The 19,857-nt window shown below is 72.8% G+C and carries 20 protein-coding genes and 1 pseudogene; 13 read left to right on the top strand and 8 right to left on the bottom strand.

Annotated features, from left to right (window positions below; translation table 11 throughout):
* The first annotated feature begins 143 nt into the window (after positions 1 to 143).
* From ACU610_RS07650 to ACU610_RS07615, 8 genes are all read left to right on the top strand, one after another.
* Complete coding sequence (locus ACU610_RS07650) at positions 144 to 1,349, top strand: alpha/beta hydrolase family protein (RefSeq protein ID WP_446767103.1); 1,206 nt, start codon at positions 144 to 146, stop codon at positions 1,347 to 1,349.
* A 361-nt stretch (positions 1,350 to 1,710) separates the two neighbouring features.
* Entirely contained in the window at positions 1,711 to 2,211 is a 501-nt protein-coding gene (locus ACU610_RS07645) for an RraA family protein (RefSeq protein WP_446767102.1), read from the top strand.
* On the top strand, positions 2,105 to 2,413 hold the full coding sequence (locus tag ACU610_RS07640) for an RraA family protein (protein WP_446767101.1): 309 nt from the start codon (positions 2,105 to 2,107) through the stop codon (positions 2,411 to 2,413). Before ACU610_RS07645 ends, ACU610_RS07640 begins: the two co-directional genes overlap by 107 nt.
* Positions 2,414 to 2,604: 191 nt before the next feature.
* Positions 2,605 to 2,727, top strand: a complete 123-nt coding sequence (locus ACU610_RS07635) for a hypothetical protein (protein ID WP_446767100.1) — start codon at positions 2,605 to 2,607, stop codon at positions 2,725 to 2,727.
* Between the two features lie 366 nt (positions 2,728 to 3,093).
* Positions 3,094 to 3,270, top strand: coding sequence for a hypothetical protein (locus tag ACU610_RS07630; RefSeq protein ID WP_446767099.1), 177 nt, complete (start codon positions 3,094 to 3,096; stop codon positions 3,268 to 3,270).
* 18 nt (positions 3,271 to 3,288) lie between these two features.
* On the top strand, positions 3,289 to 5,079 hold the full coding sequence (locus ACU610_RS07625) for a glycoside hydrolase family 15 protein (RefSeq protein WP_446767098.1): 1,791 nt from the start codon (positions 3,289 to 3,291) through the stop codon (positions 5,077 to 5,079).
* Between the two features lie 227 nt (positions 5,080 to 5,306).
* Positions 5,307 to 5,537, top strand: a complete 231-nt coding sequence (locus ACU610_RS07620; RefSeq protein ID WP_446767097.1) for a hypothetical protein — start codon at positions 5,307 to 5,309, stop codon at positions 5,535 to 5,537.
* 112 nt (positions 5,538 to 5,649) lie between these two features.
* Positions 5,650 to 6,897: an amidohydrolase gene (locus ACU610_RS07615; RefSeq protein ID WP_446767096.1), complete on the top strand. Its 1,248-nt coding sequence runs from the start codon at positions 5,650 to 5,652 to the stop codon at positions 6,895 to 6,897.
* Between the two features lie 36 nt (positions 6,898 to 6,933).
* Here ACU610_RS07615 and ACU610_RS07610 read toward each other — a convergent pair whose 3' ends face one another.
* The 3 genes from ACU610_RS07610 to ACU610_RS07600 form a co-directional block, all read right to left on the bottom strand.
* Positions 6,934 to 7,665 (bottom strand): enoyl-CoA hydratase/isomerase family protein, encoded by a 732-nt coding sequence (locus tag ACU610_RS07610; protein WP_446767095.1) that lies wholly within the window; start codon positions 7,663 to 7,665, stop codon positions 6,934 to 6,936.
* 312 nt (positions 7,666 to 7,977) lie between these two features.
* Positions 7,978 to 8,805, bottom strand: coding sequence for an IclR family transcriptional regulator domain-containing protein (locus ACU610_RS07605; RefSeq protein ID WP_446767094.1), 828 nt, complete (start codon positions 8,803 to 8,805; stop codon positions 7,978 to 7,980).
* 78 nt (positions 8,806 to 8,883) lie between these two features.
* Positions 8,884 to 10,386, bottom strand: a complete 1,503-nt coding sequence (locus ACU610_RS07600; protein ID WP_446767093.1) for an amidohydrolase family protein — start codon at positions 10,384 to 10,386, stop codon at positions 8,884 to 8,886.
* Positions 10,387 to 10,612: 226 nt separating this feature from the next.
* On the opposite strand from ACU610_RS07600, the gene ACU610_RS07595 reads away from it, so the two are divergent.
* The 4 genes from ACU610_RS07595 to ACU610_RS07580 are packed head-to-tail and all read left to right on the top strand — an operon-like array spanning position 10,613 to position 14,524.
* Positions 10,613 to 11,800, top strand: coding sequence for a CaiB/BaiF CoA transferase family protein (locus ACU610_RS07595; RefSeq protein WP_446767092.1), 1,188 nt, complete (start codon positions 10,613 to 10,615; stop codon positions 11,798 to 11,800).
* On the top strand, positions 11,797 to 12,636 hold the full coding sequence (locus tag ACU610_RS07590; protein WP_446767091.1) for a citryl-CoA lyase: 840 nt from the start codon (positions 11,797 to 11,799) through the stop codon (positions 12,634 to 12,636). Before ACU610_RS07595 ends, ACU610_RS07590 begins: the two co-directional genes overlap by 4 nt.
* Positions 12,633 to 13,604, top strand: a complete 972-nt coding sequence (locus tag ACU610_RS07585) for a quinone oxidoreductase family protein (RefSeq protein ID WP_446767090.1) — start codon at positions 12,633 to 12,635, stop codon at positions 13,602 to 13,604. The genes ACU610_RS07590 and ACU610_RS07585 overlap by 4 nt, the downstream gene beginning before the upstream one ends.
* A gap of 56 nt (positions 13,605 to 13,660) precedes the next feature.
* Entirely contained in the window at positions 13,661 to 14,524 is an 864-nt protein-coding gene (locus tag ACU610_RS07580) for a dioxygenase family protein (protein WP_446767089.1), read from the top strand.
* An 11-nt stretch (positions 14,525 to 14,535) separates the two neighbouring features.
* On the opposite strand, the gene ACU610_RS07575 is transcribed toward ACU610_RS07580, so the two are convergent.
* The 5 genes and pseudogenes from ACU610_RS07575 to ACU610_RS07555 form a co-directional block, all read right to left on the bottom strand.
* Positions 14,536 to 14,931: a nuclear transport factor 2 family protein gene (locus tag ACU610_RS07575; RefSeq protein WP_446767088.1), complete on the bottom strand. Its 396-nt coding sequence runs from the start codon at positions 14,929 to 14,931 to the stop codon at positions 14,536 to 14,538.
* Between the two features lie 128 nt (positions 14,932 to 15,059).
* Positions 15,060 to 16,094: a uroporphyrinogen decarboxylase family protein gene (locus tag ACU610_RS07570; RefSeq protein ID WP_446767087.1), complete on the bottom strand. Its 1,035-nt coding sequence runs from the start codon at positions 16,092 to 16,094 to the stop codon at positions 15,060 to 15,062.
* Positions 16,095 to 16,469: 375 nt separating this feature from the next.
* Positions 16,470 to 16,613 (bottom strand): hypothetical protein, encoded by a 144-nt coding sequence (locus tag ACU610_RS07565; RefSeq protein WP_446767086.1) that lies wholly within the window; start codon positions 16,611 to 16,613, stop codon positions 16,470 to 16,472.
* A 465-nt stretch (positions 16,614 to 17,078) separates the two neighbouring features.
* Positions 17,079 to 17,852, bottom strand: a pseudogene (locus ACU610_RS07560) (transposase family protein).
* A gap of 339 nt (positions 17,853 to 18,191) precedes the next feature.
* Complete coding sequence (locus ACU610_RS07555; RefSeq protein WP_446767085.1) at positions 18,192 to 18,749, bottom strand: hypothetical protein; 558 nt, start codon at positions 18,747 to 18,749, stop codon at positions 18,192 to 18,194.
* A 729-nt stretch (positions 18,750 to 19,478) separates the two neighbouring features.
* Between ACU610_RS07555 and ACU610_RS07550 the strand changes: the two genes are divergently transcribed.
* Complete coding sequence (locus tag ACU610_RS07550; protein WP_446767084.1) at positions 19,479 to 19,667, top strand: tyrosine-type recombinase/integrase; 189 nt, start codon at positions 19,479 to 19,481, stop codon at positions 19,665 to 19,667.
* Positions 19,668 to 19,857: the final 190 nt, after the last annotated feature.

Here is a 19,857-nt window from a genome sequence, read left to right as displayed (position 1 = left end):
GAGCGGGGGGCGGTCGCGCCGGAGACGGTGGCCCCGGGGCACGAGAGCCCACCTGAGCAGGCCCCGTCCGTCAGATGACGGATGTCCTCGAGGCCTCCGGCTGCGAGGGTCGGCTCCCGACCAGCTCGAGCCGAGGAGGACGCATGACCGCGCAGCAGACGGCCCCGACCACCGCGACCGGTTCCCGCGTGCTGGAGGAGGGCTTCTTCGCCAACCAGAGCTTCGACTACGGGATCCGCATCATGCTGGGCGCGACGGCCTACGGGGTGGGTGACGTGGGGACGGTGCTGGCCACCGCGGCGCGGATCACCGACGGCGACTGGGCGAGCTGGTTTTCGGCGTGGGCAGAGCGGGCGGACCAGCTCGCGGCAGTCGGCGCGCAGCACCGGGACGCGGGCGACCTCCGGGGAGCCGGCTGGGCCTTCCTCGCGGCGGCCGACGCCTGGTCCCGATCGCTCGACGCCGTCGACGGCCTGCCCGCCGACCGTGCCGAGACCGTCCTGCTACCGACGTTCCGCAAGGGACGCGACTGCTGGGAGGCGCTGATCGACTGCTCCGACTCCCGGTTCGTGCGGGTTGACGTCCCGTACGAGAACGCCACCCTGCCTGGATACCTGCTGCGGCCCGACGCCTCCGGGACAGCGCGGCCGACCCTCGTGATCACCAACGGGAGCGACGGCCCGATCACCGCGATGTGGTGGGCCGGTGCCGCGGAGGCCCTGGACCGCGGATGGAACGCGTTCGTCTACGACGGCCCCGGGCAGCAGTCCATGCTCTTCGAGCGGGGGACGACCTTCCGGCCCGACTGGGAGGCGGTGCTCACCCCGGTGGTCGACGCCCTCGTCGGGCGCCCGGACGTCGACGCCACCGCCCTCACCGCCTACGGGATCAGCCAGGCCGGGTACTGGGTGCCCCGCGCGTTGGCGTTCGAGCACCGGTTCGTCGCGGCGGTCGCCGACCCGGGGGTCGTCGACGTGTCGACGTCCTGGCTGGAGTACCTGCCGGCCGAGATGCTCCAGCTGCTCGACGCCGGCCGCAAGGACGACTTCGACCGGTACATGGCCCAGGCCGGCGGGGACCCGGAGACGGCCCGCACCTTCGCCTACCGGGCCCGTCCCTACGGGGTGACCAGCCCGTTCGACCTGTTCACCGAGGTCCGCCGCTACCAGGTCCGCGACGTGGCGGACCGGATCCGGACCCCACTGCTGATCACCGAGCCCGAGGACGAGCAGTTCTGGCCCGGGCAGTCCGAGCAGCTGGCCGGGTTGCTCACCGCACCGCACGAGGTGGCCCGCTTCGGCGTGGCGGACGGCGCCAACTGGCACTGCCAGCCGCTGGGCGGCGGCTGACCGCGCTGCGGGCGTTCCAGTGGCTGGAGGCCCACCTGCCGAGCCGCTGACGTCCAGGCCCACCGGGGGTGAGGCTGCGTCCGAGCGGCGACACGGTACACACGCCCACGGCTGCGCCCCTTCGGCTCGTGGTCTTCGGCCGACGCGGAGGGGACCTTGAACCGGGACACGCCGATCAGGAACCGTCGGCGGCGCGGTCGTCCACGTGGTCGTGCGGGACGTCGTCATCGACGTTCTCCTGTGCTGGCGTCCGGGGTCAGCGGGGCACGGAACGGGAGGATGCACCGACGACGACGGTCTTCGCCGTCCCGTGCGACGGACCGCCGATCCGCCGTCGTGCGGTCCAACAGGAGGTCGTGGCATGAGCAAGTCGCACGCCCAGCAGTTGACGATCGTCGTGGCGATCGAGCGCCCGCCGGCCGCCGCGGTCGGGGCCCTGGCGGAGTTCTCCACGACCCAGATCGCGGACTGTGGTGGGCCGGTCGGTGTCGTCGGCCCAGGGCTCGGCAGGATCGCCGGGGGAACGGAGTTCTGCGGTCCAGCGGTCACGGTCTGGACCAGACCCGGGGACATCTTGTTCATGCTGAAGATGCCCGAGGTGACCCGGTCCGGCGACGTGGTCGCCGTCGACGGCGGTGGCAGGGCGGACGCCGCCATCCTCGGCGACATCCTCGCGGGAGCAGTCGCCGAGAGGGGCGTGGTCGGCATCGTCGTCGACGGGGCGGTGCGTGACATCGCGGGGATCGACGAGGTCGGTGTCCCGACCTTCGCCCGCAACGCCCACCCGGCCACGGGATCCAACGAGGGGCCGCGCGCTCAACATCCCGGTGCAGGTCGGTGGGGTCACGGTGCACCCCGGTGACGTGATCCGCGGGGACTCCAGCGGCGTCGTCGTCGTCCCGCGCGAACACCTCGACACCGTGATCGCGTCGACGCGCGAGGTCGCGCAGCGGGAGACGGCGTGGCGGCAGGCCCTCGCGGCCGGCGCGAGCGTGGCCGCAGCCACCGGCGCGGAAGCCCTCATCGAGGAACGACGGAAGACGACGGCGGTCCCGCTTCCGTGAGGCGACCCGGCAGTGCCACGGCTTCCTGCCGGAGACGCCGATCACCACCTAGGGTCCGCGGCCTCGCGCACGCCTGGCGCGGGGCCGTCCTCCAGGTCGGGACCGGGCCGGGCCCGCACGGGTCACCGCGGGCTCGGCCAGGTGCCGTGCCCAGCCGGCGGTGACCCCGTCCCCACCTCGGCGCTCAGGTGGTGCAGGCCTGGACCGCGGCCGGGCTCGGCCGGTTCCTCGGCTGGGCCGACGTCCAGGATCCGGACCTCGCCATGGGCTGCCGGCTGCTCGCGGCCACCGGGATGCGCCGGGTGAGGCGCTGACCCTGCAGGGGCGGGACGTCGACCTGGATGCCGGCCGGCTCGCGGTGCGTCGCGGCCTCGCGTGGTGGAGGCCGAGGGCGCCGGCGAGCAGCTGATCGAGGACCCCACCGAGACCGGTCAGAGCCGCGTCGTCGACCTGGACGGGCCGCGAGGCGGCCGACTGCTGCGCGGCGCTGCTCGAGGGCGGATCCGGGCCGCGAGGTACCACGCGGGTGTCACGAGGGCGGGCCCCCTGTCCGCCGCGACGACGGCGGTGTGCACTGGGGAGTCGGTGCGCGAGGACTGGCGCGACGCTGATCGCCACCGTGCTGCCCAGGGGCACGTCCCGGGGAGCCCAGCCATCGGGTCCCTGTCGGAAGGAGCGGCATGCAGGCGCTGACCGTTCGGCCTGGTACGCCCGACTCGGCTGATCTGAGGGAGGCGGCCGCCGACGACGACTGGCTGGCCGGGCTCGTCACTCGGCGGGTACCGCTCGCGCGGTGGTCGGCGGCCCTGCCGCGCCACGGCGACGACATGAAGGTCGTTCTCGAGTTCGGCGGCTGAGGGAGGAAGAGGTGCGGCATGGCGCTCCCGCTCCAGGACTATGCGATCGTCGGCGACACCCAGACGGCCGCGCTGATCGGCCGGGACGGATCGGTCGACTGGCTGTGTTTCCCCCGGTTCGACTCCGGTGCGATCTTCGCGGCCCTGCTCGGCACCGAGCAGCACGGCCGGTGGCTGCTCGCTCCGGCGAGCCCCGTCCGGGCCACCCGCCGCCGGTACCGGGGCGACTCCCTGATCCTGGAGACCGAGTTCGACACCGACGAGGGGACGGTCCGCCTCGTCGAGTTCATGCCGATCCGGGGCGAGGCCCCCGACCTGGTCCGCATCGTCGAAGGTGTCCGCGGACGGGTCCCGCTGCGCATGGAGCTGCGGCTGCGGTTCGACTACGGGCACGTGGTGCCCTGGGTCTACCGCGAAGCCGGCGCACAGGTGGCGGTCGCCGGTCCGGACGCGGTGTGGTTGCGGACCCCCGTCGAGGTCCGTGGCGACGACCTCGCCACGGTGGCCGAGTTCAGCGTCGGTGAGGGGTTCTCCGTCCCGTTCGTCCTCACCTGGCAGGCCTCACACCTGCCCACGCCGCTGCCCGTCGACCCGATGGTGGCGCTGCGCGGCACGGAGGTCTACTGGCGCGACTGGATGGCCCAGTGCTCCTATGACGGCGAGTGGCAGGGCCTCGTCCGGCGGTCGCTCATCACGCTCAAGGCGCTCACCTACGGTCCGACGGGAGGCATCGTCGCCGCCCCGACCACGTCGCTACCGGAGCAGCTCGGCGGGGTGCGCAACTGGGACTATCGCTTCTGCTGGCTGCGTGACGCCACGATCACCCTGCAGTCGCTGCTGTCCTGCGGCTTCTCGGCCGAGTCGGCCGAGTGGCGAAAGTGGCTGCTGCGAGCGGTCGCCGGGGACCCCGCCGAGTTGCAGATCATGTATGGCGTGGCCGGCGAACGCCGGCTCGAGGAGTACGTCGCGGACTGGCTGCCCGGCTACGACGGCAACCCGGTGCGGATCGGCAACGCCGCCGCCGAGCAGTTCCAGCTCGACGTCTATGGCGAGGTCATGGACGCCCTGCACCTGGCTCGCAGGTTCGGGCTGAAGCGGGACGATCCGTCCTGGGCGCTGCAGCGGGCGCTGCTGGAGTTCGTGGAACAGCACTGGACCCTGCCGGACGAGGGGATCTGGGAGGTCCGTGGGGGGCCGAAGCACTTCACTCACTCCAAGCTGATGGCCTGGGTCGCGGTGGACCGCGGCGTGAAGGCGGTCGAGGACTTCGGCCTGCCCGGCCCGGTCGACCGATGGCGCAGCCTGCGGGACGCCGTACGTCGGCAGATCCTCGAGCGGGGCTTCGACGCCGAGCGCAACACGTTCACCCAGTACTACGGGTCGACCGAGCTCGACGCCGCGCTGTTGATGATCCCTCTGGTCGGCTTCCTCCCCGCGGAGGACGACCGCGTCCGCGGCACCGTGGCCGCGATCGAGAAGGAGCTCCTCCGGGACGGGTTCGTCCAGCGCTACACCCAGGAGCCGGGGGCGAACGCGGACGGACTCCCTCCGGGTGAGGGTGCCTTCCTCGCCTGCACCTTCTGGCTGGCCGACAACTACTGGCTCCTCGGGCGGCACGACGAGGCGCGCGAGGTGTTCGAGCGGTTACTCGGGCTCTGCACGGACGTCGGCCTGCTGTCCGAGGAGTACGACCCGCGGGCCGGACGGCTCGTGGGCAACTTCCCCCAGGCCTTCAGCCACGTCCCGCTCATCGACACCGCCCGTCGGCTGTCGACCGCTGCCGCTCCGACGGCGGAGCGGGGAAGCTGAACGGGCGCCAGGGGGAGCCTCCTGGCACTGGGAGGGTCGGCGAGCCAGGTGCCCGGTGCCGGTCGAGGCCGGCCACCGGGGGTCGTCCCCGGACCGTCGTCCGGAGCCGTCGTCGTCCGGGCGCGGGCCTCCTCTCACCGGCAGGCCCCGTCCACCTGATCTTCACGGGCCTGCGGATCGCCCAGTCCGGCCTGCCCGGCACCGAACGGGCCGAGCGGGCCGCGGTGATGGCGATCTGCGGTGCCGCCACCGTGCACATCTTCTCGCTGCTGGTCCTCGTCGGGATCCTCGGCACCTGGCCGGTGAGCGTCGTCCCCGAGGACATCCGCGGCGTGACCCGGATCCACGTCTCCCCGGCCACCACCGTGACCGCCGTCGTGGTGGCGGTCCTGGTGCAGCTGAACCTGGTTCCCGACGTCGCGGCTCGACCGCCCACGCAACGGCCCTCGTGCTGCTGAGCACCGTCGTGCTGGCGTGGGTGCTGCGCGACCGGTCTGCGCACCCCGTTCCGCCTCCGGAGAATCGCACCGAGCACATGGACGTCGGCGGCTGAGCAGGAAGGACCATCGGATGACGTCGGTGACGAACGGCACCAGGATCTCGCCGGAGCTCCGGGACGAGCTGCACGCGCTGTACCGGCAGCTACACGCCGCCCCGGAGCTGTCGATGCAAGAACACCGGACCGCCGCGCTGATCACGGAACGGATGGCTGCACTCGGCTTCGAGACCTTTCCCTGTGGTGGCACCGGCGTGGTGGCGGTCCTGCGCAACGGTGAGGGTCCGGTCGTCGGCTTCCGCGCGGACACCGACGCCCTGCCCGTCGCGGAGGACACGGGGCTGGACTACGCGAGCACCGCCCGGGGCCGGCTGCGGGACGGCACCGATGTGCCGGTCATGCACGCCTGCGGCCACGACACCCACATCACCTGCGCGATCGGCGCCGCCAGCCTGCTGACGAGCAGCCGCGACAGCTGGTCCGGAACCGTGGTCGTGCTCTTCCAGCCCGGCGAGGAGACCAGTGAAGGGGCGTCGGCGATGGTGGCGGACGGGCTGTGGGACCGCGCGCCCCACCCGGAGGTCATCTTCGGCCAGCACGTCTGGCCGAGTCGGGCCGGTGAGGTGGACATCCCCACCGGCCCGGCGATGGCGATGGCCGACAGCTGGCGGGTGACCGTACACGGCCGCGGTGGCCACGGCTCGCGACCGGAGGACACCGTCGACCCCGTCGTCCTCGCCTGCCACATGGTCGTGCGGATCCAGAGCATCGTGGCGCGAGAGGTCCCCCCGCTGAAGTCGGCGGTGGTGACGGTCGGCAGCTTCCATGCCGGGCTGAAGGAGAACGTCATCCCGGCGACAGCGGTGTTCACCCTCAACGTCCGCAACCTCGACCCCCGAGTGCGCGAGCGGGTGCTGACCGCGCTGCGGCGCGTCATCGCCGGCGAGGCCACGGCCTCGGGCGCCCCGGAGCCGGAGATCGAGGAGCTGTACACCTTCCCGCTGCTGTACAACGACCCGGACGCCACGGAGCGGATCAAGGCGGCGCTCGCCGCGGCACTCGGCCCGGAGAAGGTCCGCGACACGCCGGCGCAGATGGGCAGCGAGGACTTCGGACATCTGCCGGGCGCGATCGGCGTGCCCAGCGTGTACTGGTTCTTCGGCGGGATGCCGGACGAGGTGGTGGACGGCGACCAGCCGGTGCCCACGAACCACTCGCCGTTCTTCGCGCCGGTGATCGAGCCGACTCTCTCCACGGCCGTCACCGCCGCGTACGCCGCGATCATGTCGCGGGTCGGAACCCAGCGCGGCGAGACGCCCTGATGGCAGCGTTCGAGGACCTGCCCTGCCTGCCGAGAGCTACGGGCGCCGGGCCAGCGCCGCGAGCGCGGCCTCGATCCGCCGCCGGGTGTCCTCGGAGGTCCAGCCGGCGAGGACGGCCGCGTCGCCACCGGCGCTCGCCTCGATCGCCGCGTTCGCGGGGCGGTGGAGTGCGACCTTGGCCAGCCGGTAGGACTCCGGCGACCGGGCGGCCAGCTCGGTGGCGAGCGCGACCGCCCGCGGGAGCAGCTCGCCGGGCTCGGTGAGGTCGTCGACCATGCCCAGGGCCAGCGCCCGCTCGCGGTCCGTGGTCTCCGCGCCCAGCAGCACCTGGCCGGCTCGGGAACCGAGCGCGTGCCGGACGATCTCCAGGGCGGACGTGGGGAAGGGGACGCCGACCGCCAGCTCGGTCAACCCGATCCGTCCGCCCGACATCAGCCGACGGTCGCAGGCCAGCGCCAGCACGCAGCCCCCGGCGATCGCGTGCCCGTTGACCGCCGCGACCGTCGGCCGCGGATGGTCGAACACGGCGCGGAACGTGCCGGACAGCGCCGCCAGGAGTTCCTCGGTGTACGGCCGGCCGCCGTCCAGGATCCGGCGCAGGTCCACCCCGGCGGAGAAGGACGAGCCGCTGCCGGTGATGACCAGCGCCCGGTCGGACGCGGTGACGGCCTCGGTGAGGGCGTTGAGCAGCTCCACGTCGAGGGCGCCGACCCGGCCGTGCTCGATGCGCAGGACGGCCACGTCCTCCCGGTCCTCGGTGATCAGCACCGGGCCATCATCCCCGCATCCGGGTGTCGTGCCGGACGAGGTGGATCCTCACCGGAACAGGCCGACGAGGGCCCGCCACTGGAACTCCAGCCGGCCGACGAGGAGCCGCACGAGCCTCCTCGCACACCGCGGCCTCCTGACGGGCAGCAACAGGTGGAGCGGTCCCGCGGCGTGCGCGTCGATCGCCGAGGTCAGGCGGGATCCGGGGAGCAGCGCGCCCGCTGAGCCAGGCAGGAGGGTCGGCACTCGGCGACGGCGGCGAACGCGTCACCGGCGCGCAGGACCGCTGCAGCCGGCTGCCGCACTGTCGCACTACGCGGTGGCCGAGCCTGCCGGTCGACGCGACACCTGGACGTGCGGCCGGGACTGCCACAGTGCCCATTCAGCACCGACCTCGCCCGCCGTGCGGAGCAGCAGCGGCAGGTGCTCCCGCAACAGCTGTTCGGTCGTGGTCTCGGCTGCGTGCACGGTGACGTTCATGGCGGCCTGCACGGCGCCGTCCCGGTCGCGGACGGGGACCGCGACCGAGCGCACCCCCGGGGCGAGCTCCTCGTCGGCCAGCGCCCAGCCTCGGGCGCGGACGGCGGTCAGCTCGTCGCACAGCTGGTCCGGCGTCCGCCCGACCTGCACGGGCAGGCCGGACCGGCTCGGCTCGGCCAGGGTCGCGGCAAGCCGGTCGGGGGAGAGGGCGGCCAGGAGGACCTTGCCCTGCGAGGTCAGCGCGGCGGGGAACCGCGTGCCGATCTCCACGCGCAGCGCGATCAGCTTGGGCACCGACACCCGGGCGACGTAGACGATGTCCGAGCCGTCGAGCTGTGCCATCGACGACGATTCACCGGTACGGGCGACCAGAGCCTCCAGGTGCGGACGGGCGATGTCCCACAGGCCGAGGGCACCGACGTAGGCCATGCCGAGGGTGAGCACCCTGGGGGTCAGCTGGAACGCCCCGCCGGAGGACCGGACGAACCCCAGCTCCTCGAGGGTGAGCAGCAATCGCCGAGCGGTGGGCCGGGCGAGCCCCACCGCGGTCGCCACCTCGGTCAGCGACATGCTGCGGTGGTCGGCGTCGAAGCAGGCCAGGACGTCCAGCCCCCGGGCCAGCGCCTCCACGAAATCGGGTCCCGTGCCCCGCCCCGCCATCGCAATCTCCTTCCGCCGACGGCCCCGTCCCGGGCCTCGCCCTCAGCCTGCGAACGGTGGGCGGGACGGGGTCCTCCGTCAACGGCCGAGGACCCGCTCCTCGCCGCCGGCGCGCTTGGACTCGTCCTTGTAGTCGGTGTACTGGTACGGGTTCTCCAGGATCTCGGCCTCCGCCTCCGGCCTCTCGGGGAACATGCCCTGCTGCCAGGCCTCCTCGCCGATCTCCGACCGCAGGTACTCGACCGTCGACTCGACCTCCCGGCGCACGGGGGCCAGGTCGATGCCCACGAGCCTGCCCTCGTGCTTCACCACCCGGCCGTCGACCACCACGGTGTGCACGTCGCCGCGCTGTGCCTGGAAGACCACGTGCCCGTAGGGGTTGAGCAGCGGGAACGACACCGGGGAGGCGTCGTTCTTGATCAGCACGACGTCGGCCTTCTGGCCCTCCCGGAGGCTGCCCAGGTCGTCGCGGCCGAGCGCGTGGGCGCCGCCCCGCGTGGTCCAGTCGACGACGTGCTGGGCCCACAACCGCAGGTGCGTGATGGTGTCGCCCTTGAGGTGGGCGTCCATGTGCTCGGCCATCCGGTCGGCGTTCAGCGTGGCCCGCATCGCGGAGAACATGTCGCCGCTCCACCACACGCTGGTGTCCATCGACAGCGAGACCGGGATGCCGTACTGCAGCACCTGCTCGGTGGGCGCGTGCCCCTGGCCGGCGCTGCACTCCGACTCGGTGGCCACCGAGATGGAGCCCCCGGTGGCGGCGATCCGCTGGTAGCTGTCCCGGGTGAGGGTGGAGGCGTGCACGTAGACCGTCTCCGGGGTCATGAACCCGTTCTCGTGCATCAGCCGGATGCCGTCGTCGTTCGTGGCGCCCCAGACCCCGGCATGTGTCGTCACCGGGATGCCGAGATCACGGGCCACCTCGAACGCGGCCTGCTCCGGGAACGCGGGGTCGCCGGTGACGTCGAACGCCATCTGCACGCCCATCTTGTCGTCACCGGCGTCGCGCAGCCGCTCCAGGATCGAGCGGACGGCCGGGTCGGCGCTCCACTCCCACGGCCCGGCCTGGATGTTGCCGTAGGCCATGACGAAGCGGCCGGGCACCGACCGGAGCGCCTCGAGCGCTGCCTCGGCGTGGTCGACGGTGTGCAGGTTGTGCGACCAGTCGACCGTCGTGGTGACGCCGGCGTCGAGCGACTCGATGGCCGCGAGCCGGTTGCCCGCCGCGATGTCCTGCGGGCGGAACTTCCTGCCGTGCTCGAGGTAGTACCAGACGAAGTACTGAGTGAGCGTCCAGTCGGCGCCGTACCCCCGCATGGCGGTCTGCCACATGTGGCGGTGGGTGTCGATCATGCCGGGCATCACGATGCCGCCGCGCGCGTCGATCTCCGCCGTGCCGTCGGGCACGGCGAGAGCGGGGCCGACGCCGGCGATCCGGTCGTCCACCACGAGCACGTCGGCGTCGCGGAGGACCGTCGAGGCGTCGTCCATGGTCAGGACGGTGCCCCCACGGAACACGAGCGGACGGCCGGCGGCGGGGGCGCCGGCCCCGTTGCCGCTCGCAGCACCGGACATGCTCATCGTCTTCTCCTCGGACGTCGGCGGCGATGTCGGACCGGTGTCCGCGGAGCGGTCAAAGGCCCGGGCGGCGCCACTGTGGTGTGGTGTGCACCACATGTCAAGGGGAGGACGGCCGCTCCGAGAGAGGACATCGGAGCCCGTTGACAGGCCCGAGAGCGGCCCTCAGACTCCGGCGCGGACGTGCGTCCGCATCGCGGAGGCCCAGGAGGAGAGCGAGCGCCGACCGATGACGTCAGCACACCCCGGCGCGGCCGCTCGCGGACCGCTCGCGGGCCTCCTCGTGGCCGACTTCTCCCGGATCCTCGCCGGCCCGTACGCCACGATGCTGCTGGCCGACCTCGGCGCCGAGGTCGTCAAGGTCGAGGGGCCGGGCGGGGACGACACCCGGACCTGGCAGCCCCCGGTCCGGGACGGCGTCGCGACCTACTACCTGGGCGTCAACCGCAACAAGCGCTCGATCGCGCTGGACCTGAAGGACCCCGGTGACGCCGCCCTCGCCCGGGAGCTGGCGCGGAGGGCCGACGTGTTCGTCGAGAACTTCAGGCCCGGGGGACTGGACCGCTTCGGGTTGGACTACGACAGCGTCGCGGCGGAGAACCCGGGGGTCGTCTACGCGTCCGTCAGCGGGTTCGGCAGCGGGCCCAGGGGGCGGTCGCTGCCGGGGTACGACCTCATCGTGCAGGCCATCTCGGGTTTCATGAGCCTGACCGGTGAGCCCGAGGGTGAGCCGTACCGGGCCGGTGTGGCGCTCTTCGACGTCATGGCGGGTCTGCACGCCACGATCGGCGTGCTGTCGGCGCTGAACCACCGTCACGAGACGGGGCGGGGTCAGCACGTCGAGGTCAACCTGCTCTCGTCGGCCCTGTCGGGCCTGGTGAACCAGACCAGCGCGTTCGTCGCCGGCGGGGTCGTCCCCTTCCGCATGGGCAACAGCCATCCCAGCCTGTTCCCCTACGAGCCCCTGCCGTGCGCCGACGGGGAACTGATCATCACGGCGGGCAACGACGGCCAGTTCCGCCGGCTCTGCGAGGTGCTCGGGGTGCCGGAGCTGGTCGACGATCCGCGGTTCCGTCGGAACGAGGACCGGACGGCGAACCGTGACGAGCTCCGTCCGCTGCTGGTCGAGCGGCTCCGGACCCGCTCGAAGACCGACTGGTTCCGCGACATCATCGGTGCGGGGGTGCCGTGCGGACCCATCAACACCATCGACCAGGGCGTGGCCTTCGCCGAGGAGATCGGCCTCGCCCCCGTGGTCACCGTGGGGGAGGGCGCGGCCGCCGTTCCGTCGGTGCGCAACCCGATCGCCTTCTCGGCGACCGAGGCGGAGTACCGGCTGCCACCGCCGGCCCTCGACGAGCACGGGGCCGAGATCCGACGGTGGCTGGCCGACGGACGGGAGGAGCACTCCGCATGAGCTCTGCTGGTCGGTCCCACCCCACCCCCGCAGACGGGCTGTCCTTCCCGACGTCCCTCGGGACGTCGACTGCCGACGAGATCCGCCTGCTCGGCCAGGACCTCGCGACCGATCTGATGGGCAAGGTCGGCTTCGGCGAGCTGGCCTTCTGGCTGGTCAGCATGCGCCGTCCGACGCCGGCGGAGACCCGCGTCTTCGAGGCGGTGCTCGTCGCCCTCGCCGACCACGGCTTCACGCCCACCGCGCTCGCCGCCCGGTTGACCTACCTGTCGGCCCCGGACTCCCTGCAGGGGGCTCTGGCCGCCGGGCTGCTGGGGGGAGGCTCCCGGTTCCTCGGCGTCACCGAGGACTGCGGGGCCTATCTGCACGCGGTCATCGGGACGCAGGACGGTCCGCTGCCCGCGGACGACGACGGCTGGGACGCCGTGGCGCTTGAGGCGGTCCGGGCCACGCGGGCCGCCGGTCGCCTGGTGCCCGGCCTGGGCCACCCGGTGCACAAGGTGCGCGACCCGCGCACCGCGGTGCTCATCGGCATCGCGGAGGAGGAGGGACTGCGGGGGCCGCACCTGCGCCTGTTCGAGGCGATCGGCCGGGTGCACGAGCAGGTCCTCGGCCGGCGGCTGCCGCTCAACGGTGCCGGTGTGTGCGGAGCCGCGCTGGCGGACCTGGGACTGCCCGTGGAGCTGCTGCGCGGTTTCGCTCTCCTGGCCCGGGCCGCCGGCCTGCTGGGGCACATCGCCGAGGAGCGACGCCGGCCGATCGGCATGGACACCTACCTGGCGGTCGACGGCAACGCGACCTATGTCGCCCCCGACAGTGGCGAGCCGCCGGGATGAACGCGGCCGTCCTCACCCGACCGGGCGGCACACCCGCGTACGCCGACCACCCGACCCCGGCGCCAGCGGCCGGGGAGACGCTGGTCGCGGTGACCGCGGCGCCGATCGTCCCGCTCGATCAGCTGTGCGCCTCGGGCAGCTCGTACTTCGGGCGTCCCGCCACGCCCTACGTCCCCGGCGTCCAGGGCGTCGGGGTGGTCGAGAGCTCCGCCGTGCTGGACGAGGGCAGCCGCGTGTTCTTCTCGACCACGGCCGGCATGGCGCCCGGCGACGGCAGCCTCGCCGAGCGGTGTGTGGTCCCCGACGAGGACGTCGTGGCGATCGATCCGGACGTCGACGACGCATCGCTGGCTGCCCTCGGCATGTCCGGGGTCGCGGCCTGGGTGATGCTCACCGCCCGTGCCCGCCTCGGGGCAGGCGAGACCGTGCTCGTGCTCGGCGGCGGGGGAGCGGTCGGTCAGGCCGCTGTCGGAGCGGCGAAGCTGCTGGGCGCCGGCCGGGTGGTCGCCGTCTCCCGGTCGCCGGAGGCGCAGGAACGGGCCCGCCGGGCCGGGGCGGACGAGGTGCTCGCGCTGGGCGGCGACGTCGACGAGCTGACCGCCCGGCTCCGCGACGCCGTCGGAGCCGGGGTCGACGTCGTCATCGACCCGGTGTTCGGCACCGCAGCGACCGCCGCCTCCCGGGTGCTGGCGGTTCGCGGGCGGCTGGTGAACCTCGGCGGGGCCGGTGGCGACGTCGCGCAGTTCTCCTCGGCCGAGCTGCGCAGCAAGTCGGCGTCGGTGCTCGGCTACACGAACAACCACCTGACGGCCGACCAGCGCCGCGAGGCGATCACCGCGGTGGCCGGCCACGCGGCGGCCGGCCGGCTCGCCGTCACGCACGAGGTGCTCCCGCTCGCCCAGGTCGCCGAGGCCTGGCGTCGGCAGGCGTCCGGACAGGCGGGCGTGCGGTTGATCATGACGCCCTGACCCACCCTTCGCGGACGGCGCTCGCCGCCCGCGCGGCCCTCGAGGAGGAGGCGACCGTGCAGCTGGTCACCGAGGAGAACATCACCGATCTGGCCGTGGAGCGCTGGGCCACCGCCGAGGACCCGCGCCTGGCCGAGCTGATGACGGCGCTCGTGCGGCACCTGCACGACTTCGCCCGGGAGGTCCGGCTGACCGAGGCCGAGTGGATGGCGGCGATGCAGTGGCTGACCCACACCGGGCAGATCAGCGACGAGAAGCGGGAGGAGTTCATCCTCGCCTCCGACGTCTTCGGGTTGTCGATGCTGGTCGTCCAGATGAACCACCGACTCGACCCCCGAGCCACACCTGCCACGGTGCTCGGCCCGTTCCACATCGAGGGCTCGCCGGAGCTCGAGTACGGCGCCGACATGTCGCAGGGCCTGCCCGGCACGCCGCTGTTCATCTCCGGCGTGGTGAAGGACCTCGACGGCAACGCCGTGCCGGGGGCGCTGCTCGACCTCTGGCAGGCCGACAACGAGGGGCTCTACGAGTCGCAGCACGCGGACGTCGACGAGGCCCGGCTGCGCGCGAAGTACCGGACCCGCGAGGACGGCACCTACTGCGTGCGCACCGTGGCGCCCCTGGGCTACACGATCCCGATGGACGGGCCGGTGGGCGCGCTCATCTCGAGGACCGGGATCAGCCACTACCGGCCGGCGCACGTGCACTTCCTGCTCAACGTGCCGGGTTACGAGCCCCTGATCACCCACCTGTTCCAGGAGGGTGCGGAGTACCTGGACAGCGACGTCGTCTTCGGCACCAAGGCCGAACTGGTCGTCCCGTTCGAGCACCGAGAGCCCGGCGAGACCCCGGACGGCGGCACGTCGGCGGAGCCGTGGCTCGAGGCCCGTTACGACTTCGTGCTCCAGAAGCAGGCGTAGGCCCCCGCGGCTCAGGTCGGCAGGGACGTCGGCGCGTAGGCCAGGAGCCGCCAGGCGCCCGAGGCCCTCGTCCACACGGCCAGAGCGAGGTTGTCGATGGTCTTGGGCGTGCCCTCGACCTCCAGGTGGGCCCTCATCCGGCCCACGACGATCGCGGTGTCGCCCACGACGGCGACGCGATCCACCGGGTGGTCGATGTGCCGGTAGACGTAGTACCCCGAGCGCACCTTCTCGAGGTACTGCTCCTTGGTGTCCCGGGCGCCGCTGCAGTGCGCGTAGCTCAGCTCGTCCGCGCACAACTCGTCGAGCACCGTCAGGTCGGCGTCCTCCATGGCCCGGTAGCGGCGGTCCTCGACAGCCAGGACCGCACGCACGTCCTCGCAGTCGTCGGCGCAGCCCTCTGCCATGGGCGGATCATCCCGGATGCCGCGCACCGATCGGATGGCACCGGCGCGCGAGCCCTCCGGGAGCAGTCGCTGGTGGGCTGGAGCCGAGCCGCAGCCTCCCCACGGCACACGGACCTGCGACCGCTGCGTCAGAATTCGGACCGCAGCAGCGCAGCCGCCTCGGCGAGGGCGCGCATCTTGCCGGTGGCCGACGCCCGCGGGAGGTACTTCAGCCCGCAGTCACTGGAGAGCATGAGCTTGTCCACGTCGACGTGGTCCAGCGCCCGCCGCACCCGGTCAGCCACCGTCTCCGGTGTCTCGACCTCAGGGGTCGACAGGTCGAGGACGCCGAGCGCGATGCCCTTGCCCCGCAGGGGCCGGAGGGTCGCCGGATCGAGGCGCGACTGCGCCGTCTCGACCGAGATCGTGTCGGCCGGTGTGTCCGCCAGTTCCGGCAGGAACGAGTAGCCCGCCGGGCGATCCGAGACCATCGCCGCGTAGCCGAAGCACAGGTGCACGTGCACCGGGCCGGCGGCGTCCGCCACGGCACGGGACACCGCCTCGGCGCCGTAGCGGCGGGCCACCTCGGGACGCGCCTGCAGCCACGGTTCGTCGACCTGGACGATGTCGGCGCCGGCGGCGAACAGGTCGGCAATCTCCTCGCGAACGACCTCCGCGTACGCCATGGCCAGGGCCCGGTCGTCGCGGTAGTGCTCGTCCTGCGACTGCTGCGCCATCGTGAACGGTCCAGGCACCGTGATCTTGGTCGTGCGGTCGGTGTGCGCGCGGAGGAACCGGACGTCGTCCACCTGCACCGGCAGCGGCCGTCGGATCTCGCCGGTCACCCGGGGCACCGGGATCTCGATCCCCGAGCGGTTGAGCACCGTTCCGGGGTGCTCGACGTCGAGGCCGTCGAGGGAGGTCGCGAAGTGGTTGGAGTAGGACTCCCGGCGGATCTCCCCGTCGGTCACCACATCCAGCCCGGCCTCCTCCTGGGCGCGCACGGCCGCCAGCGTGGCGTCGTCCTGGGCCTCCTGCAGGAACTGCGGCGGGATGCGCCACAGCTCCCGGGCCCGGACCCGCGGAGGGAACCGATGCCCGAGCCGCTCCCGGTCGATGAGCCAGTCGGGCTGGGGCAGGCTCCCGACGATCATCGCGGGCAGCGGGGGCAGCGGTGCCGGCATCCGATCCTCCCGGGGACGGGGCGCAGCGACTCTCGTCGCGCTTCGCATCTCGATGCCCCCATCGTTTCGGAGCCGTGCCGGACCGACCACACCGGCACGTGAACCCACGGGTGGCGATGTCGGGACAAAGCCGAGGATCCGGTCGGCGGCCGCGCGAAGGCACCGTCGGACAGCCGAGACCGGTCCGTGGTCCAGGGCAGCCAGCCGCCCACGAACCAGACGAGCCCCACGGTCGCTGACCGTGGGGCTCGGCAGTGTGTCCGAGGGACGACGTGCTACATACGCACACGCCTGAACCTCTGACGACAGTGCGGTGGCGGCGCAGGTCGGGCCTGGGTCGCGTGCCCCGGGTGTGTTGTCGCCCGTAGGGGCCGGTCAGCTCTTGGCCCTCCGAGGGTGCATCAGCCGCTCCATCTCTGTGGCGGTCCGCTGCTTCTCCTTGTGTTCGCTGCGCTTGGCCTTGACGGCCTTGCCCGACTTCTTCGTGGAGTGGTTGTCGTGGGGCGATTTGTCGGCCATGGGAGTGCTCCCTCGTCGGCGGCCGGAACAGCTTCTGCCTACATCCCATGGCTCGGCCGCGCCAGGTTGTCTGCCGTATCCACTCGACTCGAGACGAATGTCAGCCGGATGACCGTGATCCCGGTCCAGGCCTCCCCATGGCCCCATGCCGCGCTGCCGTCGCGGGAGAGCGGCGTTCTGCACAGGCCGACCGGATCAGACCATGCCGTGATGGGTGGGCCGCGGCCAGAGCGGTCAGAGACAGCCGACGGCGGCGCCGTGCCAGGGTCCGTTGCTGAACTCGGCTGGACCGGCAGTGCGGCGAACATGAGCACGGGGCCAAGCCCCGCCCGGGCGGTGGAAACCTCCACCGGAGAAGTTCCAGGGGCATCACGGTACTCACGCACACGTCTCGATCCGTAGGTCGGCCTTGGTGACCCCGGCGAAGCCACTGAGCCATTCCCAGTAACGGCTCCTGGCTGGTGATCATGTGGTCCGGCCGCGCTCGTGGTGAAGAAGAACGAGGACGGCGGCGGTGATCGCGCCATGCGCCAGGGGCAGAGGCTGACGCGGCGCAGTGCCGTGAAGGTGGTCTTGAGCAGGGCGTTGCCGCGCTCAGCCGGGTCACGGGTGGCCGCATGCCGCAGTTCCACGGTGCGCGGTGTCGGTCCACTCGGCCAGCAGCGGCAGCGCCTCGGCGTGGGCGCGCAGCGCGGTGGTGTCGTGCTCCCGACCCGGTCGCACCGGCGAGGTCCTGATCGGCCAGCCGTCCGGGGCCGCGACGACCTGCCCGTTGCCGCCGTGGCAGGCATGCTTGCCCGACCACCACAGATCTACCCGCCCGTCGGTTCGATCGGTCCGGACGGCCGGACCCGGTGCGGAACAGCGGTCGGTGCGGATCAGCGTGCCGTCCACCGTCACGTGCGCATGGCCGGCGGCGCGGGCGGCCGGCAGCGCACCAAGCAGCCCGGGCGCGGCCACCGCGAGCACGTCGATGCCCTCGTGCAGATGCCGGGTAGGCCGTGGACCGGCCGATCCGGTGGTCGACGGCCAACTGGGCCAGCCGGGTGCCGTCGAGGAGCGCAGCACCAGCACCGCCTGCCGATAGCAGCCCAGCACCCGCCGCTGACCTCGGGTACCTCGTCGGCGCCGCTCGGCGGCCAGCAGCCGGGACTCGAGCAGCACGGTCTCCTCGTCGGCCGGGAGCACGGCGGTGTAGGTGACAAGATCGGACACAGCAGGGACCTCGGTGTGGGGCATCCGTGAGAAGACGTCCCTCCCACCGAGGTCCTGCGCTTCCTCCGGTCATCTCACGCCGTCGGCGTGTCCCTCTGACCTGCTCCGTCGCCGCTACTGGGGAAGGCTCACTGCAGGCTCCACAGCGGCCCGGGTCTTGTCCACTGTCTCGGGGAAGTCGATGGTGGACCCCTTGGCTGAGGGCCGGCGGCGTCTGCAGGCGCTCCCGCGAGCTCCGGGACTTCGGGGGATTCGGGAAGAACGGCCCTGACCGGAGGCCCACCTGCCCGGGCACTGACAGCGGGGGCGCGATCCCCGGGCTCGGGCCTGTTCCGGCATCCGCGGGTTCGTGCAGTGGTGGCCTCAGCCCCGAGGCGCGCGGGCATGCCGTCGCCGCACCAGCCACCACGCACATGCGTAGCCGGCCGCGGCCATGCCTGCGGCCGGCGCCCACAGCCAGCCTGAGGTCATCGCACCGATGCAGTCGCCCATGACCGTGCGCCGCTCGTTCGCTGCGGCGCGCGACAGGGCGTCCGTCGCGGTCGTCACACCGGCATCTCCTCTGGAGACGGCCAGTTCGGCGCCGCGCTGCGCGGATCCATCGCTCTCCAGCGCACCGGCCGCTACCGCCGCGCTGGCGCGGCATGTGTGCCCGGCGGCGGTCATCGCGGCCAGAACGGCCTGCAGGAGGGGTGCGATGACGAGTGTCGCCGCGAGCGCGGCCACCACCGACAGAGCCGCGAGCTCGCCCCGGAGCCCCGGTGTGAACCCCCTGCCCGCAGGCAGGCGGAAGAACGCCGCCAGCACCGTGAGCAGTGCGATCCCGGCCGTTGCGCCCAGCCAGTCCCACGCGCCCTCGCCGCTGAAGCTGAGCGCTATGACTGCAGCCAGGGCCGTGCCCAGCAGCGCCGCCCGGTCCACGTCTCGGCGGACGTGAGGCAGGTCCGCACCGCTGGCGGCGCCCGAGGGCTGCCTCCGAGCGCTCACCGGACGACGCCACGCGTTGCTTCGGCGAGAGCGCACGAGGGCCGGGGATCGGAGTTCGGGCGATACGCCGTCCGTCCCCCGGTCAGCAGGACGGTGACCATGGCCCCGCACCTCCGTCCACTCGTGGCACGCGCGGTCACGGCTCGCGGGGTCGGCAGCGGCCGCGACCGAGTACTCCAGGACATCCCAGCGGAGCCGAGCCTGGACGGGAAGCAGATCCGCGATCGCTGCCACCGTCGCCAAGCCTCCTGCCGCCGGACCGTCAGGTCTGGGCGAACTCGCCTGCCGCGGATGCTGTCGGCGCGGTCCGCTCCGCGAAGCCGCTACCTGCTGACACCACCGGGCGAGGGCTCGCCGTCGGCGGAGGCCGCCGGTCGGCGACCGGTTGTTGCGAGGGGCCGCCGCGCGTACGGTCCGGCACTCGCCGGGGTCGGCGGCACGGGATGGAGGGCCGGACCAAGACAGGCCGATCCCGGGTCGTCGACCTCGACGCGGGCACCGTGGCCGCGCTCCGCGCCTACCGGGCGCCGCGCGGACGGCTGGCGCTGGACCTCGTACGTGACTCGGCGCTCGTGCTCAGCAATCTCGACGGCACCCGGAGCGGCTCTGCCGCCGTTTCGCCGGCCGGGTTGAGCAGGCGCGCAAGGCGCGGGGGGACTGCCGGTGATCCGGCTGCACGGCCTCCGCCACACGCACGCCACCCTGCTGCTGGCCGAGGGGGTGCCGGTGAAGGTGGTCTCCGAGCGCCTGGGCCACGCGAGCGCCAGCATCACGCTCACCGTTCACCAGCACGTGCACCCCGGCATGGGCCGCGAGGCCGCCGACCGCATTGCGGCGCTGCTCGAGGGCTGATCCGGCGCGCGCAGTATCACGCGGTGTCACGAGGGCCTCAGGAGCCCCGACAGCAGATCCTGACCCTGCGGGAACACCGGGGTGGGGCGGTGTCCGATGGCGACTCGCTACGCACGCACACTGCTGTCGCCGCTCCCGTGGTGATGGGACGGTGCGGCACCTCAGACCTCCACCACCTGATCGCCGCGGA

This window comes from Geodermatophilus sp. URMC 61 (assembly GCF_052931555.1).
The sequence above is the reverse complement of the archived record's forward strand: the minus strand, read 5'-3'. Positions and strand labels throughout refer to the sequence as shown.